Consider the following 14,706-nt stretch of genomic DNA (forward strand, 5'->3'; position numbering starts at 1 on the left):
GCTGTCCGTGCCGCTGAACTGAGCCGCCGCGCGGTGCATGACTACTACCTGCATTGCGCCCCGGCGCGAGTACCACGACACATGGTCATCCTCTCCTGAGTAGGGCATGAGAACAAAAGGTCCTGCCACAAATCAGCAATGTGCGGGATCTGCCCAAAATCTGATAGGCGTTTCTTCCCACCGTCGCACGCTCACTCGGGCGCGTAAGAGCGTTTCTGCCTTCGCCATGGGAACATAAGCCGCCGTAGTAATGTGAGGATAGGCGGCTTCGCCGTGGCTAACGCTTTGGATGGCCCAGGGCGCGCAGCGCCCTTACTGCCTTGCGTCTCCGTACTCGCCGCTCCTTTTTCATCCACTGCATGAGCAACGCGTGAGCGCCCGCGCAATCTGTGCGCTTCGGCAGTGTCGAGACGTAAGCTGCACCAACGAGGACGTCGTTCAACTCTCGAAGGACCGCCTGCGCCTCGGCCAAGTGCACTGCGCGCTCGCGGTCCGTGCCTCTGAGCACCGGTGCGAAATACTCGATTAGATAACGCAAGCGCCTGATCTCATGGCGGACCTGCTGAACGTCGTCCAGTTTGCCCTTCCTCGCTCGCTTCAAGCGCCGTCCCAATCGAATGGAAGCCACTTTCACGCGCGCACGTGCGAGATCCCCGATGACCATCGTTCCCTCTAGCTGACCGCCTGCGAGTACGGCGGCAGCCGCCCTAATGCCGGGAATCAGATCGTTTTGACTCGGAACGGTGAGTGCCGTGCGGCTCTCGGCGCGAGCCCGATGCGTGAGATCATCCAGAATCTCTAGAAGGACCAGTGCGGCGGGATACGTCGGCGGCACCGCGGCGCGCAAGAACTCGCTAACGATGACCTCCCAGTTTCGCGCATTGGCGACCTGACCGGCCAACGCCCCAAGTTGCTTGCGCCACCGCTTCGCAAGTCCAGCCGGCAGCAAAGATTGATATGCCCAGAACAGTGCCCGCAGCCTACGGAGGGCTACCCGCATCTGATGCCCAACCTCTGGGTCATGGCTCTCGAGGTAGAGCGCGGTGTAGCGCTCCACTATCGCCGCATCGAGCGACATTAGGCGAGGTAGCACGGCGAGAGCAGGGGTCCCGGGGTGTAACCTGGGAAAGTCGCTCATCTTCGTCCCTCGCCTATCGGGACTTATTGTGCAGGCTTATCGCTGCGCGCCTTGATATTGGCGCGTAATGCGTCGCTCATCGGCATGTTCAAATTCGCGCCGGCGGGAGGGATAGGCGATTCAAACCATTTCTTGTACAGCCGCGCGAACTCCCCCGACTTCATCAACCGTGTGATGGTGCCGTCCACCAACTTCTTGAACTCGGTGTCGTCCTTGCGAACCATGCAGGCATACGGCTCAACTTGAAGGGTATCGCCTACGATCTCGAGTGCGGAAGGATTTCCAGAGTTGGCTCGCAGGCCAAACAGCAGCACGTCGTCGAGGGCAAGCGCCACGGCGCGGTCGTTCAATACCAGTTGCATGGCATCCGCATAGTCCTTGCCGGATACGAATTGGATATCCAGATTGTGGTCGGCGCTGAATTTGTTCAGCAGTTTCTCGTTGGTGCTGCCGGCCGTACTGGCCACCGTCTTCTTCGTAAGATCGGAGTAGTTCCTAATGCCGGAGCTCTTCTTGGTCAGCAGGCGCGTGCCGGCGTAGAAGACGTTGATCAAAAACTCCACCTCTTTGCCGCGGGCACTGGTGTTGGTGGTGGATCCGCACTCCAGATCATAGGCGCCGCTTACCAGCATGGGGATTCGGTTTTGCCCGGTCACCGGGACGTAGTCGACCTTAAGGTGTGGCTTCTTCAGCCGGCCGCGCACTTCGTCAACGATCGCTTCTGTCAGATCGACCGAGAATCCGACTGCCTTGTGTGGTGCCAGCAGATAGCTGAACGGCACCGCGGCCTCCCGATAGGAGACCGTGATCGTGTCGCTTGACGCGATCTTTTCCAGGGTTTGAGCATAGAGATCCGAGGCACCGAGCGGCAGTCCGGCAGCGATCAGCATAGTGGCGACTACGGGAATGCTTTTCATTTTTATGTTCTCCATTCAAGCGTCCGAAGGGGCGGCCAATCTGGTCGCCGGCATGCTAATACGACTGTAGATGCCACCGCGGTCGCGTGGTTGACCAATGTCAACGCGCGACGAACGGGGACGGCGCCGTTGGTTGATGTTTGTGCCTTATGCGGTACCTGCAGGTTCAAGCTTCAAGACGCCCTGACTTGGGGGCCGCCTCCTTTGTCAGTGGTTCTTGCTACACGAGGGCAAAAACTTGCCCGCCAGCGATTGACAGCATCAGCAGCAGTTCAGTTGCGGGTAATCTTTAGCATCTTGACGTGCATTTGCTTTTCCATCACGTCAGTGGTGATTGTGTCCCGGCATGATGTTCAGGTCGTGTTAAACCGGCATTTCATGTGCTTGTGACTCCTTGGTCTCCTTCCGTTCGTCCATTAGGAACACATCGCAGCCTTCCCCGTTTTTGTAGCCCTCGACGAACGGTTCGACCACGGCGGTGAGTTCGGCGGTCACCAGGCCATATGCGACGCTCGTAAACTCAACAGGATCTCGCGCTCTGTTCATACGAATCAATCGAAATTGCTGTAGTCAGAACAGAAACGAAAAAGGCCAACGAGAGTAAGGTTGCCAACATAGCTTGCCTCCTGTTCCTTTGTGCTCAGTTCGGACTACCGCCATGTCCTTAATGCCACAACGAAGACGGGACGACGCAAGTCCTAGACTCCAACTGTTTCAGGAAGGCCAATTCAAGTGCTGGGCGACACCTCCCTTCGATGGAATCGTAACCTCCGTCTTACGCTCGATTCCGTTTGCAGTAGCAACCACACGATACTTTCCAGCTGGAAGTTTGATGTACATAAAGGGCCCGTCGGATATCGCCCGAAAGATCTGTTTGCCATCCGGCTTGTAGATCCGAGTGTCAACGTCGGCCAGAAATTCGCCTCGCTTGCCGGTAAAGGTAAGGCGCAGACTATAAGCTGGCGCAGCAGCCCGGAAGGCGGCGGCTTCATCCTCGCCAATGCCACCACTAAGGTAGGCCACGCCGCTCGCCTGTTTCTGCGGCGGCAGCCCGCCGGCTGCTGGTTGATCAGTGTCGGCACTACGGCCCATCATGGGGCCGCAGTCCAGGCTTGCGGTGCTCCGACCGCCGCCGTACATGCGCTGTCCGCCCCCGCGCTCGTGACGAAGCACGACGCCGTGTTGATCGGCGCGTGTATGCACGAGATCATGCAGGCGACGCGTGATTTCCCGGCGCTCTTCGGGAGTCGCGGCGGCGCGCATGCGGGCGCAGAAATCCGCCTTCTCCTCGCTGCTGAGTAGGTCAACTCCGCGCATGGTCTGGGGAGTTGCGGGTTTTGCAGCCCGTCCAACGGTTTCCTGTGCTTGGCACTCAGGGGCAAACAAGCTGAGGCTGGCAATGCTGACGATACAAAATAGCTCAAATGCGCCTTTCATGATGTTGACTCCAGTTGTTCGTCGATCTGTCGATCTTGGATATACTCCAGAGTTTCGAACCGGTGAAAGTCATGACCGGATCCCTCGGAGCCCCCAACGCCACCTTGTTCATCTTGTTCATCGCTGGCCTGATGGAAGAGCCGGCGCGCCCGCGTGGCAACTGATTTACGGAGAGATATCGCTCGTGCCCGTGCAGTGGCGAATTTATTCCCCTATTCAGCCTAGCCGGTTCCATCAGGGGAGACTTGACGCTTGTCAAACTCGGCGTTCTGGACGAATTACTCGATGAGATCGACCCATGACTTGCCTGGCTGGATCATCGGTCCGACCGGCAGGCCGTCAATGACCGATTGCAAAGTACGCTCGCTTTTCTTGCGATATCGCGCTCCATTCTCAGGCGCGCATTCTCCGCCCGCAGCCGAGCCAACTCCATCTGCTCAGGCGTGCCGGTCGTCCCCGCCGCCAGTTTTCCCTTCTCCCTTCTCCCTTCTCCCTTCTCCCTTCTCACTCTGACGCATCCATGCCCAAAGGCTACCCTTGGGAATGCCGAGAACCTTCGCCGTGACCGCTATCGATTGGCTGGCCCTCACCTGGCGAACCGCCTCCAGTTTGTATTCCTGCATGTATGTCGCTCGCGTTTGCTTGCCTGCCATGTCTTGGCTCCTTGCTCGTATTTGAACATTGGCTAAGAACTCCACGCTTCGAGGGCAAGATCTTTATCGGGGTTCGCTGCTTGCAACCGATTTCCCTCGCAGCCGCGCTGCGCTTGTCTCCCTCGAATGGGCGAAACGGCCTCTCCAGCCGTTCGGAGGGCGCAAGGGCGGCGAGTACTCAGAAAGACTGCCAGTCGTCGACACCGGTGCGCGGCGTGGCGTCGGCCGTAATGGAGAGCGGTGCTGTCACCTCGACGGTCTTGGCCCTGGGCAAAGCCACGCTCCGGGTTGCCGCGGAGGTGCTGCCTACAGCCTGACTGGTTGCTGTCGCCGACAGCGGCCGCGCACTGCCCGTATCGTTCGGGAGCTTGAACAACGCCACTGTCTGCACCAACCGCTGAGCGTCGTCGCGCAGGCTTTCGGCGGCCGCTGCACTCTCTTCTACCAGCGCGGAGTTCTGCTGCGTGGCCTGGTCCATCTGACTCACGGCTTCGCCGACCTGCGTGACGCCAGCACTCTGCTCGGCGCTGGCCGCACTGATCTCGCCCATGATGTCGTTGACGCGCCGGATCGACGTGACGACCTCACTCATCGTTGCGCCGGCCTGGTCCACCAGGGTGGTGCCTTGCTGGACGCGCTCGACGCTGGCATTGATGAGCGACTTAATCTCCTTGGCCGCCCCGGCGCTGCGCTGCGCGAGGCCGCGGACCTCGCCGGCCACCACGGCGAAGCCGCGGCCCTGGTCGCCCGCGCGGGCGGCCTCCACCGCAGCGTTGAGCGCCAGGATATTGGTCTGAAAGGCGATGCTGTCGATCACGCCAATGATGTCGGAGATCTGCCGGGCGCTGTCGTTGATGCCTTTCATGGTGTCCACCACAAGCCCCACTGCGTTGCCACCCCGCACGGCCACGTCGCTGGCGCCGACTGCCAACTGGTTGGCTTGCTTGGCGTTGTCGGCATTCTGCTTGACAGTGGAACTGAGCTGCTCCATCGAGGAGGCAGTTTCTTCCAATGCGCTGGCCTGCTCTTCCGTGCGGCTCGATAGCTCAATATTGCCCTGCGCGATCTGCGCGCTTGCGGTGGCCACCGCTTCGGCGCCGCGGCGTACGTTGGACACGACCTTGATGAGACTGGCTTGCATGTGTTTGAGAGCGAGGAGCAGTTGCGCGGTCTCGCTCTTGCCCTCCGCGTCAAAGGTGGCGCTGAGGTCGCCAGACGCGACCGCGCGCGATATCTCGACCGCCTTGTTGAGGGGCACCGTGATGGCACGGATGATCCACAGACCCATCAGCAAGGCGACTACCAGCGCGACGGTGCCCGTCGCCCAAATGACCGCCTTCAGTCCGTCGACGGCCAGCGATGCCCGCTGGGCGGATTCATCCATCAAGGTGTTAAGGTACTTGATGAGATCGTCGGTATGCGAAAAATAGTCCAACTGCGCGGGTCGGAGTTCGCCCAAGAGCAGGCTCTTCGCCGCGTCCATATTGCCGGCTCTAGCCAGATCGATAAAACGGGTCTGGAGCGCCACAAACTTGGCACGCGACTCGTTGATCTTGGGCAGGAGCGCCTTGCCCTTTTCTGTCTGGATATGCGCCTGAAGTTCCTTCCATTGCTCACCGACTGCCTTGCGGAGAGATTCCGCGGAATCGAGCTCGCCGTTGATTTCGGCCGGCTCGCTCATGATTAGCGCATTGCGCGACTTGCGCGCGATCAGGTTCATGTCTTCCTTGATCTTGGTGGCCGCAGCGATCTTCGGGTAGCGATCTTTCATGACGACGGAGAACTCATTCTCCACCGAGGTGACCTCAACCAGCGACATGCCCCCCATAAGCGCGATCAATAGGACCAAGACGCCAAACCCGAGCGTCAGGCGGGTAGAAATTTTCATGTCGTTGACATTCATGCCGGTTCTCTTGCTTGCTTGTTTGAAGGAACGCAACCCGCGCGCATGACATGTGGCGAAGCCTGGCTGCTTTCCCTGTCGACTATGTTTCGGTCTGTTTCGACGGAATCTTCGATAGCCTTCTGCACACGCGTTAGCCTGCGTTGATCAATATCGACGCAGCGGAAATAACCTTAATGTCGTATGGTGGAAAGACTGTTCGTCTAGCGGCACAGTTTGTGGGCGCGATCATGCACTATGCGATTCGACGAAAGTCGACCGACAGTCAAGGACTCAATGCGTTCCGAAGCGCCGAGGTGCGAACAATCGAACGTTTAGCCGATGAAGCAGCATTCGTCTTCCGGGGCGGAATGACCGTCTCCTAGGCGGAGCCGACGTTCGACCCTCGCCGCGAGAGCGTGCGCCAACGGCCGAAGATGGCCGAAGATGGCCGAGAAGGGCCAAGCAGCGCTCTAGGTTCCGCAACTCTGCAACGCAGAACGCGTCAGGTGCGGGTATCCCGTCCACTGAGCCAGTTCAGGCCACGTCCACGGCAAACCCCTTGACGATCTCGAAAATTAAACTGCGTGGCCACCCCTCCAGCCTCTGCACCAAGGAAGGACATCTCAACGGTCAAACCGGCGTTGGCCACGCCATGAGTCATGACACCCGCACGCTAAACACTCACAACGCCGGCGGGATGATGTGGAAATGTCTAACATAGGGTGCTTGTCAAGAACGAGCATTGTGCCGGATAGATTAGCCATTACGATCAAATGACCGACACCACGCGTACCTGAGGGCCTACGGCGATTCCTGTGTCAGTCTGTTCACAGCAATCGCCCGAGCCTCAAAGACGTTCTTCAACAGGGGGGGGCGGCGTGAGGACACAACAAGATCAAAAAAACGGCCTGGCAACCGTCAATCATGCCGCCGCTTCATGCCAGCTCGTCCCTCCACCTCAAGTAAACGCTCCCCACACCTCGAAACCCACGACAAACCGATCTTGTTAAAAGGCGAGGCTCCTTATAGGTGGATTGATCAAACCCCGCCCTCGCTCTTCGACACCCGCAGTTCCGTGCGAAACGGCCGCTGCGCCGCCGGGTTGGGCGGCGTCGTGGAAATCAGGCGTGCCGTTTCCAGCATCAGCGGCACGAACTTGCTGATGGCACGCTTGACGGTGAATGTCGAGGAAGACACGGACAGGTTGAGCCCGGCAACGACGTTGCCCGCCGCGTCCCATATTGGCACCGCCAGGGCCAGATCGCCGCGATAGAACTGGTCATTGCAGCAAGCGAATCCGTCCTCGCGTGCCTGCTGAACGAGCGCCAGCAGCGCATCCACATCCGTCACCGTCTGCGGCGTGTAGCGAACCCGATCGCTGCGCTCCAGGATCTCGCGTGCTGCATCGTCCGACAGCCCGGACAAATACGCGCGCCCCGTGGAGGCGCAGAACATCGGAATGCGCTGCCCGATCGGCACATGCGCGATCAGCCGCGCCAGGCTGGAAAATCGCCCGATGTACACCATGCAGTCATCCGCGGGTTCGGCCAGGTTCACCGTTTCCCCGGTGCGCTGGTTCAGATCCAGCAGATAGGGATTCGCGCGCTCGAGCAACGGGTGGCACTGCAGATACTGATAGCCCGATTCCAGGTTGGCCGAGGAAAGGGAATATCGCTTCGACTGCGGGTCTTTCTTGAGCATCCCCAGCGCTTCCAGCGTGAAGGCAAAGCGCTGCGCCGCGCTCTTGGAGATTCCGACGGCGGAGGCGATCTCCGGCAGGCTCATCGATGCGCGTTGCGTATTGAACGCTCTTAACACCTGCACGCCAGTGGCCAGCGACTGCACATACAGGGTGGACGATTCCGGGTTCACGGGGGTCATGAGGGCAAATCCATAGCCACATCACATCGGTGTGGCAAGACAGAAGATCAATCGATAACAGATAGGTGTCTACTGTATAGAAATACGGGAAGACATTCGTCACCGGCAGCCGAAAATTCGCTCAGAGCGAGCCTAACCGAGGGAAATCCCTAGGAAATTAGGGGCGAAAGAGCTGATCCAGCGTCGGTGGTTTGCAGTATTCTTACCTCAACGAATCGCTAATCAATTCTGCGTATTGTTTAGCGATACGATATTACCCGATCAATCGGTCTTTCCACAAGGCATCCAGCTTCGTCACTCAGGTGCGGCGCCGGATCAACAACTGAAAGCTCCCATGCTGAAGATTGCTCTGAAATCGCTTGCCGCCGCTCTGTCCTTCGCCCTTGTGTCGGCCTACGCGCAGCAACCGGTCATCAAGATCGGCGCGACGCCTACCGCCGTGCCCTTCAACTTCCTCAATGTGAAAACGAACGCACTGGAGGGCGTGATGATCGACGTGGCCCGTGCGGTCAGCAAGGAACTAGGCGTCACACCCGAGATCTCCGGAATCCCGTTTGCCACCCTGATCCCGTCGCTCCAAACCAGGAAGATCGACATGATCTCGTCGGCCTTCGCCAAGACTCCCGCGCGCGCCGTCGCCGTGGACTTCTCGGAGACCGTCCTGACGTACAAGGAGGCGCTGCTGGTGCCCATCAATGACACCAAGGCCTATCGCAATTACGACGACCTCAAGGGCAAGGTCGTCGGTGTACAGATGGGCACGTCCTATGTGGAGCCGCTCAAGGCCGTCCAGGGCTTCAAGGAACTGAAGATGTACGACACCATGGCCGACCTTGTGCGTGATATCGGCCTGGGCCGCGTGGACGCGGGTTTTGGCGATGGCCCGGTCGTCGCCTACCAGGTGCGCACGTCCGCCTCGAAGCAGGTGCGCCTTGTCGACACCTACCAAAGCCTGCTAGCCACCGACATCGCCCTGGCCGTGCGCAAGGGCGATACCGAGATGCTGGCCAGGGTCAATGCCGCCGTTGCCAAGATCAAGCAAAACGGCGAGCTGGCGGACATCCTGAAGAAATGGGGCGTGCCGCAGTAATGCCCCTCAGCCTCTGCATGGCACGCCGACGTGAGAGTCGGGGCCATGCAGCCCCTGTCCGACCTGCCAAGGCTCACCTATGTTCGACACATTTTTCAGCGATGCGGCTGAGTACCTTCCCGTGCTGATGCAGGGGGTCTTGACGACCCTCGCCATCACCATCGCGGCGCTGCTCATCGCCACCTTCCTGGGCCTGTTCTGGGCCTTGCTGCGCGTTTCGGGCATCGGCCCGCTGTCCCATGCCAGCCGTATTCTCACCAACATGATCCGGGGCGTTCCGATCATCGTCGTGCTGTTCTACATGTACTTCGTGTTGCCCGAACTCGGCGTCAGCCTGAATGCATTCCAGGCCGGCGCGCTGGGGCTGGGCATTGCTTATTCCTCATACATGGCCGAGGTGTTTCGCGCGGGCATCGACGCCGTGGACGTTGGCCAGTACGAGGCCGCGCAATCGCTGGGCATGTCGCGCGCCTTGTTGATGCGCCGCGTCATCCTTCCGCAAGCGATCAAGATCGCGCTGCCTCCTTATGGCAACAACCTTGTGATGATGCTCAAGGACTCGTCCCAGACCGCGGTGATCACCGTCGTCGAACTGTCCATGCAAAGCAAGCTGATCGCTGCCGCCACGTTCAAGAGCGCCACTATCTTCACGCTGGTGGCCCTGGTCTATCTCGTGATGAGCCTTCCCATGATGTATGGCGTGGGCAAGCTGGAGCGCAGCCTGGGGAGCCGCAAATGATCAAGATGGAGCAGTTGAGCAAGTCCTACGGGGCGCACCGGGTGCTGTCGAACATCGACGCGGAGATCCGGCAAGGAGAGGTTGTCTGCCTGATCGGTCCGTCGGGATCGGGTAAATCAACCATGCTGCGCTGTATCAACGGCCTCGAACAGTACCAGGGCGGCAGCATCACCATCGATGGCGAGCGCGTCAACGCGGCTTCGCCCGGGATCCGGCAGATTCGCCAGCGCGTGTCGATGGTGTTCCAGCGCTTCAACCTCTTCCCGCACCGCACGGCGTTGGAAAACGTGATGGAAGGCCCGGTTCACGTCAAGAAGGAAAGCGTCGCCGAGGCGAAGGAGAGGGCGGCCGAGATCCTCGCCTCGGTCGGCCTTGCAGAGAAGATGGCGCATTACCCAACCCAGCTATCGGGTGGGCAGCAGCAGCGCGTGGCGATTGCCCGGGCTCTCGCCATGCGCCCGGATGCCATCCTGTTCGACGAGCCCACCTCGGCGCTCGACCCGGAGCTGGTTGGCGAAGTGCTTGGCGTGATGCGCAAGCTGGCAGAGAAAGGCATGACGATGGTCATCGTGACGCACGAGATGAAATTCGCTCGCGAGGTATCAAACCGGGTGCTGTTCCTCGACGGCGGCCGCATTGCCGAGCAAGGTCCCTCCGCACAGGTCTTGACCCAGCCAAGCAATGAACGCATGCAAGACTTCCTGCGCCGTGTCACGCATACCGGGTAACGCCATGTGCAGCCGACTCTCTACGCCCTCCACATCGCTCTGGGCTGCCACCGCGTTGCCGCGCACCGCTTCCGAGGCGGTGCGCGGCCCCCTCCAGGTTGACGTTGCCATCGTCGGTGGCGGCTTCACGGGATTATCGGCGGCTCTGCATCTGGCACAAGCCGGCGTGCACACCGCATTGTTCGAGGCCTTTGAAATCGGCCACCGCGCTTCGGGTCGCAACGGCGGTCAGGTCGTGCCCGGCGTCAAGCCGCCGCCGTCGGCGCTGACCAGGCGCTTCGGAGACGATACGGCCCGACGCATGATGCGCCTCGCCTACGGCAGTGCCGACGAATTGTTTGCGCTCGTGGAGCGTTACCAGATCCGCTGCCAGCCGACGCGCAATGGCTGGCTGCAGGGTGCCTACTCCCAGGCGTCAAGCGGCTATCTGCGTCAGCGGGCGCATGAAATCAATGGCCAGGGCGGCAACACGACCTACCTTGACCGCGATGAGATGCGCGCCGCCACGGGCTCCGATTACTGGCCCTCGGGCTTGCTCGAGAAGAGCGCGGGCGCCGTGCAGCCCCTGGCCTATGCGCGCGGCCTGGCAAGGGCGGTAACCGATCTCGGCGGCACGCTGCACGAGTATTCGCCCGTTCAATCGATTTCCACCTCGCCGGGGAGATTCAAGTTGCAGGTGAACGGTCATGCGGTGCAAGCAAGGAAGGTCATCCTGGCCACCGATGCCTATACCGACCGCTTGGTCCCCGAGGTCGCGCAGTCGTACGTAAACGTTTCCAGCGCACAAATCGCCACTGATCCGCTGCCACCGGAATTGCAGCAGCGCCTGCTGCCGCTGCGCGCCGGCATCTCGGAGACGCGCAAGATCACCTACTACTGTCGCCTCGACCCCGAGGGCCGGTTCGTGATCGGCGGCCGGGGCCGCGACAGCGACAACCTCGACCCCGCCACGCGCGAGCAACTACGCCTCGCGGCCTGTCAGCGCTTTCCGGAACTGAACGACGTGGCATTCACCCACGGCTGGGCATGCCGCGTGGGCATGACCATCGATGATCTCCCACATTTGCACGAACTGGCCGATGGCCTGTGGGCCGCGTACGGCTACTGCGGCCGGGGCGTGGCGATGGGGACGGTCCTGGGACGCGTGTTGGGCGAAGCCGTGCGCGGCATGCCCGCGGCGGCGTTGGACTATCCCGTCACGCCCGTCAAGCGGCTGCCGCTGTACCCAGTGCGCCAGGTCAGCGCGATGGCGGCGCTGCAGTGGTACCGGCTGCGCGACGCGATGGGCCACCCCGGCTGACAGGCCTGGGCCGCAAGACGCGCAGGCGGGGCAGCCCCTGACCCTGACGCAACAAACCACATAGCACGAGAACAGTCCGGAGCACGGAGCCCGCGGCGGGAATTTGCCTGCCTGATCGCTCCGCTCCTTCCCCCCATCTTCCAGCGCCTGCATCATGTCCTCCTCACTTCCGCAGCAAGTCGACGTTGCCATCATCGGCGGCGGCATCATCGGCATCAGCACCGCCTGGGCACTGAGCCGGGCCGGTCAGCGTGTCGCCGTCTTTGAAAAAGGCGTCCTGGCCGGCGAGCAATCGTCGCGCAACTGGGGCTGGATTCGCAGCATTGGCCGTGACCCGGCAGAGCTGCCGTTGGCCCACCGCGCCAACAGCCTCTGGCGCGAGATCCAGCAACAGGTGAACGTCGGTTACCGGCAGATCGGCCTGGCCTACCTGGGCGAAAACGCGACCGACCAGGCCGGACTCCAGACGTGGCTCGACTCGGCCCGCGAGCACCCGACAGGCGCGCACTTGCTCACCGGAGAGGCCGTACGCCAGATCCTGGCCGAGCCATCCACGCGCCCGTGGACAAGTGCACTGCATAGCGCCGAGGATGGCGTGGCCGAGCCCCACTTGGCGACCGCGGGTATCGCGCAGCTGGCGCGCGCCGCCGGCTGCCAGATCTTTGAACAGTGCGCCGTGCGCGGCCTTGACACGGCAAGTGGCCGCACCGCGGGCGTCATCACGGAATTCGGCAGGGTGGCGGCGGACCGCGTCGTACTGGCCGGCGGCGCCTGGAGCCGCCTGCTGTGCGGCAATACGGGCATCTTTCTGCCGCAGCTCAAGGTGCATGGGTCGGCGTTGCGCACAACTTCCTTTCCCTGCGGCCTGGACCTGGCGGTCAACGGCAAGGAATTCACCTGCCGACCCCGTGCGGACGGCGGCTACACGGTATCGAAGCTCGCCGCCTCGGTGGCCGACGTGACGCCCGACAGCATTCGCCTGCTGCGCCATTTCTTCCCCGCCTGGATGGCGCAACGGCAGAATCTCAACATCCGCTTCGGGCGGCGATTCTTTGAAGAACTGTTCACCCCCACGCGTTTTCCGCTCGACAGGCCCACGCCGTTCGAAAAAAACCGTACGCTCGACCCCGGACCCAACACCCACTCCGTATTCGCCGCGCTCCGTCAACTGCAGCGGGCGTTCCCCGTCTTCGCAGGCGCACAGGTGGTCCAGGCCTGGGGCGGCATGATGGATGTCACCCCCGACGCCCTGCCAGTCATCTCGGCGGTGGACTCCCTTCCCGGGTTCTTCATTGGCACGGGGTTCAGCGGCCACGGCTTTGGCATTGGCCCCGCTGCCGGCGAGTTGCTGGCCCAGCTGGTGCAAGGCATCGCGCCCACGGTCGGTCACCACGCCTTCAGGCTCTCGCGATTTCGGGTGTAACGGGACGCCAGACGACGCCTTTTGCCTGAAGAGGCTTGCCAAAAGTACAACGATCATTTTGGCTGGGGAAAATACCATCCAATGTGAGTTCGCCGTTGCGTCAAAGAAGGCGCCTACCTCAGCCTCCGGCGACTGCTTCTGGCCCGAAACCCATCATGGCCCCAAACAGCTCTCCAGGCAGACGAGATCACTTCCGACCATCGTCTGCCCGGCAATCCTCCCTTATCGCTGCGCCATCGTCATATAGTCGACCGTCAGACCAGCCAATGCCCTGACCCCATTCACCAACGCGGCCTCATCCACATAAAACTCCGGCGAATGATTCGAAGGCGCCTTGTTCACATCCGTCCCCTTGGGCGTAACGCCCAGGTTAAAAAACAACCCCGGCACCTTCGCCTGATAGAACGAGAAGTCCTCGGAAGCCGTAGCCTTCGGCGTGATCATCCAGTTTCCGTCGCCCGCCACGCGCTTGAGCGTGGGCGCCATTTTCTCGGTCAGCGCCGGTTGGTTGATGGTGGCGTCGTATAGCTCCAGCACCTTGAAATCCGCCTCGGCGCCGGCGCTGGCGGCGATGGCTTCGGTGGTCCGTTTCATGCGGGCGTGGATGTCTTTCTTCATGCCTTGGTCGTAGGTGCGGATGGTGCCCATCATCTCGACCTTTTCAGGCACGATGTTCATGCGGTTGCCGCCGTGGATGGTGCCAACGGTGATCACCGAAGGCTCCAGCATGGCGTCGACCTGGCGGCTCTGGATGGTCTGCAGGCCGAGCACGATCTGCGAGGCCACCACGATCGGGTCGATGCCGCCCCAGGGCCGGGCGCCGTGGGTCTGGCGGCCTTTGACGTCGATCCAGAACTGGTCCGCGGCGGCCATGGCGGGGCCGCTGCGCCAGCCGAGCTTGCCGGATTCGATGTTGCTGGTGACGTGCAGGCCAAAGATGGCATCCACCTTGGGATTGTCCAGCACGCCCTCAGCCACCATTTGCTTGGCACCCCACATATTGCTGCCGTTGGGCTCGAAATCCGCCGGGCTTTCCTCGGCCGGCTGGAAGATGAACTTGACCGTGCCGGGCAACTGGTCCTTCATGCCGGCCAGCACCTCGGCCGTGGCCATCAGGATGGCGACGTGGGTGTCGTGCCCGCAGGCGTGCATTACGTCCACTTCCTTGCCGAGGTATTGCCCCGTGGCCTTGGAGGCGAAGGGCACGTCCACGCGTTCCTTCACCGGGATCGCATCCATGTCCGCGCGCAGCGCCACCACGGGGCCCGGCTTGCCGCCCTTGAGCACGCCCACCACGCCGGTCTTGGCGACTCCCGTCGTGACTTCCATGCCGAGCTTGCGCAGATGGTCCGCCACCAGCCTGGCGGTGCGGACTTCGTAGTTGCCAAGTTCGGGATGCTGGTGGATGTCGCGGCGCCAGGCGATCAGCTGCGCTTCGACGGCCTTGGCGCGGGTCTCGATCTGCGCCTGCAGGCTTTCGCTGCCGGTGGCTTGCGCCTGCGCGGCGGCGGGGGC

12 protein-coding genes and 1 pseudogene are annotated in these 14,706 nt (G+C 61.6%); 5 read left to right on the forward strand and 8 right to left on the reverse strand.

Annotated elements, in window-relative coordinates:
- Positions 1 to 277: 277 nt before the first annotated feature.
- The 7 genes and pseudogenes from AC1RWI_RS28105 to AC1RWI_RS28135 all read right to left on the reverse strand — a co-directional run bounded on the left by AC1RWI_RS28105 (position 278) and on the right by AC1RWI_RS28135 (position 7,911).
- Positions 278 to 1,078, reverse strand: coding sequence for a CHAD domain-containing protein (locus tag AC1RWI_RS28105; protein ID WP_492869948.1), 801 nt, complete (start codon positions 1,076 to 1,078; stop codon positions 278 to 280).
- Between the two features lie 83 nt (positions 1,079 to 1,161).
- Positions 1,162 to 2,055 (reverse strand): transporter substrate-binding domain-containing protein, encoded by an 894-nt coding sequence (locus tag AC1RWI_RS28110; RefSeq protein WP_492869949.1) that lies wholly within the window; start codon positions 2,053 to 2,055, stop codon positions 1,162 to 1,164.
- Between the two features lie 363 nt (positions 2,056 to 2,418).
- Positions 2,419 to 2,550, reverse strand: a complete 132-nt coding sequence (locus tag AC1RWI_RS28115) for a hypothetical protein (protein WP_492869950.1) — start codon at positions 2,548 to 2,550, stop codon at positions 2,419 to 2,421.
- 219 nt (positions 2,551 to 2,769) lie between these two features.
- Positions 2,770 to 3,492 carry a hypothetical protein gene (locus AC1RWI_RS28120; RefSeq protein ID WP_492869951.1) on the reverse strand — a complete coding sequence of 241 codons (723 nt, stop codon included), beginning with the start codon at positions 3,490 to 3,492 and terminating at the stop codon, positions 2,770 to 2,772.
- Positions 3,493 to 3,856: 364 nt separating this feature from the next.
- Positions 3,857 to 4,145: pseudogene (locus tag AC1RWI_RS28125) on the reverse strand (transposase); the annotation flags it as partial.
- Between the two features lie 178 nt (positions 4,146 to 4,323).
- Entirely contained in the window at positions 4,324 to 6,048 is a 1,725-nt protein-coding gene (locus tag AC1RWI_RS28130; protein ID WP_492869952.1) for a methyl-accepting chemotaxis protein, read from the reverse strand.
- A 1,020-nt stretch (positions 6,049 to 7,068) separates the two neighbouring features.
- Entirely contained in the window at positions 7,069 to 7,911 is an 843-nt protein-coding gene (locus tag AC1RWI_RS28135; protein WP_052494515.1) for an IclR family transcriptional regulator, read from the reverse strand.
- Positions 7,912 to 8,245: 334 nt separating this feature from the next.
- On the opposite strand from AC1RWI_RS28135, the gene AC1RWI_RS28140 reads away from it, so the two are divergent.
- From AC1RWI_RS28140 to AC1RWI_RS28160, 5 genes are all read left to right on the forward strand, one after another.
- Positions 8,246 to 9,001, forward strand: a complete 756-nt coding sequence (locus AC1RWI_RS28140; protein ID WP_043345390.1) for a substrate-binding periplasmic protein — start codon at positions 8,246 to 8,248, stop codon at positions 8,999 to 9,001.
- A 79-nt stretch (positions 9,002 to 9,080) separates the two neighbouring features.
- Positions 9,081 to 9,740 carry an amino acid ABC transporter permease gene (locus AC1RWI_RS28145; protein WP_043345391.1) on the forward strand — a complete coding sequence of 220 codons (660 nt, stop codon included), beginning with the start codon at positions 9,081 to 9,083 and terminating at the stop codon, positions 9,738 to 9,740.
- Positions 9,737 to 10,468: an amino acid ABC transporter ATP-binding protein gene (locus AC1RWI_RS28150; RefSeq protein WP_492869953.1), complete on the forward strand. Its 732-nt coding sequence runs from the start codon at positions 9,737 to 9,739 to the stop codon at positions 10,466 to 10,468. The genes AC1RWI_RS28145 and AC1RWI_RS28150 overlap by 4 nt, the downstream gene beginning before the upstream one ends.
- Positions 10,469 to 10,472: 4 nt before the next feature.
- Positions 10,473 to 11,768 (forward strand): NAD(P)/FAD-dependent oxidoreductase, encoded by a 1,296-nt coding sequence (locus tag AC1RWI_RS28155; RefSeq protein WP_492869954.1) that lies wholly within the window; start codon positions 10,473 to 10,475, stop codon positions 11,766 to 11,768.
- 154 nt (positions 11,769 to 11,922) lie between these two features.
- Positions 11,923 to 13,191: an NAD(P)/FAD-dependent oxidoreductase gene (locus AC1RWI_RS28160; RefSeq protein WP_492869955.1), complete on the forward strand. Its 1,269-nt coding sequence runs from the start codon at positions 11,923 to 11,925 to the stop codon at positions 13,189 to 13,191.
- A 222-nt stretch (positions 13,192 to 13,413) separates the two neighbouring features.
- Here the strand turns inward: AC1RWI_RS28160 and AC1RWI_RS28165 are convergent.
- Positions 13,414 to 14,706 (reverse strand): amidohydrolase (locus AC1RWI_RS28165; RefSeq protein WP_492869956.1); only part of this gene is annotated, 1,293 nt, incomplete at its 5' end.

This window comes from Cupriavidus sp. MPR-AND1C, from assembly GCF_058809705.1.

What these genes read in the sequence shown, in the direction of transcription:
- AC1RWI_RS28105 (WP_492869948.1), bottom strand. Translation starts at nt 1,078, where the DNA reads ATGTCGCTCGATGCGGCGATAGTGGAGCGCTACACCGCGCTCTACCTC.
- AC1RWI_RS28110 (WP_492869949.1), bottom strand. Translation starts at nt 2,055, where the DNA reads ATGAAAAGCATTCCCGTAGTCGCCACTATGCTGATCGCTGCCGGACTG.
- AC1RWI_RS28120 (WP_492869951.1), bottom strand. Translation starts at nt 3,492, where the DNA reads ATGAAAGGCGCATTTGAGCTATTTTGTATCGTCAGCATTGCCAGCCTC.
- AC1RWI_RS28130 (WP_492869952.1), bottom strand. Translation starts at nt 6,048, where the DNA reads ATGAATGTCAACGACATGAAAATTTCTACCCGCCTGACGCTCGGGTTT.
- AC1RWI_RS28135 (WP_052494515.1), bottom strand. Translation starts at nt 7,911, where the DNA reads ATGACCCCCGTGAACCCGGAATCGTCCACCCTGTATGTGCAGTCGCTG.
- AC1RWI_RS28140 (WP_043345390.1), top strand. Translation starts at nt 8,246, where the DNA reads ATGCTGAAGATTGCTCTGAAATCGCTTGCCGCCGCTCTGTCCTTCGCC.
- AC1RWI_RS28145 (WP_043345391.1), top strand. Translation starts at nt 9,081, where the DNA reads ATGTTCGACACATTTTTCAGCGATGCGGCTGAGTACCTTCCCGTGCTG.
- AC1RWI_RS28150 (WP_492869953.1), top strand. Translation starts at nt 9,737, where the DNA reads ATGATCAAGATGGAGCAGTTGAGCAAGTCCTACGGGGCGCACCGGGTG.
- AC1RWI_RS28155 (WP_492869954.1), top strand. Translation starts at nt 10,473, where the DNA reads ATGTGCAGCCGACTCTCTACGCCCTCCACATCGCTCTGGGCTGCCACC.
- AC1RWI_RS28160 (WP_492869955.1), top strand. Translation starts at nt 11,923, where the DNA reads ATGTCCTCCTCACTTCCGCAGCAAGTCGACGTTGCCATCATCGGCGGC.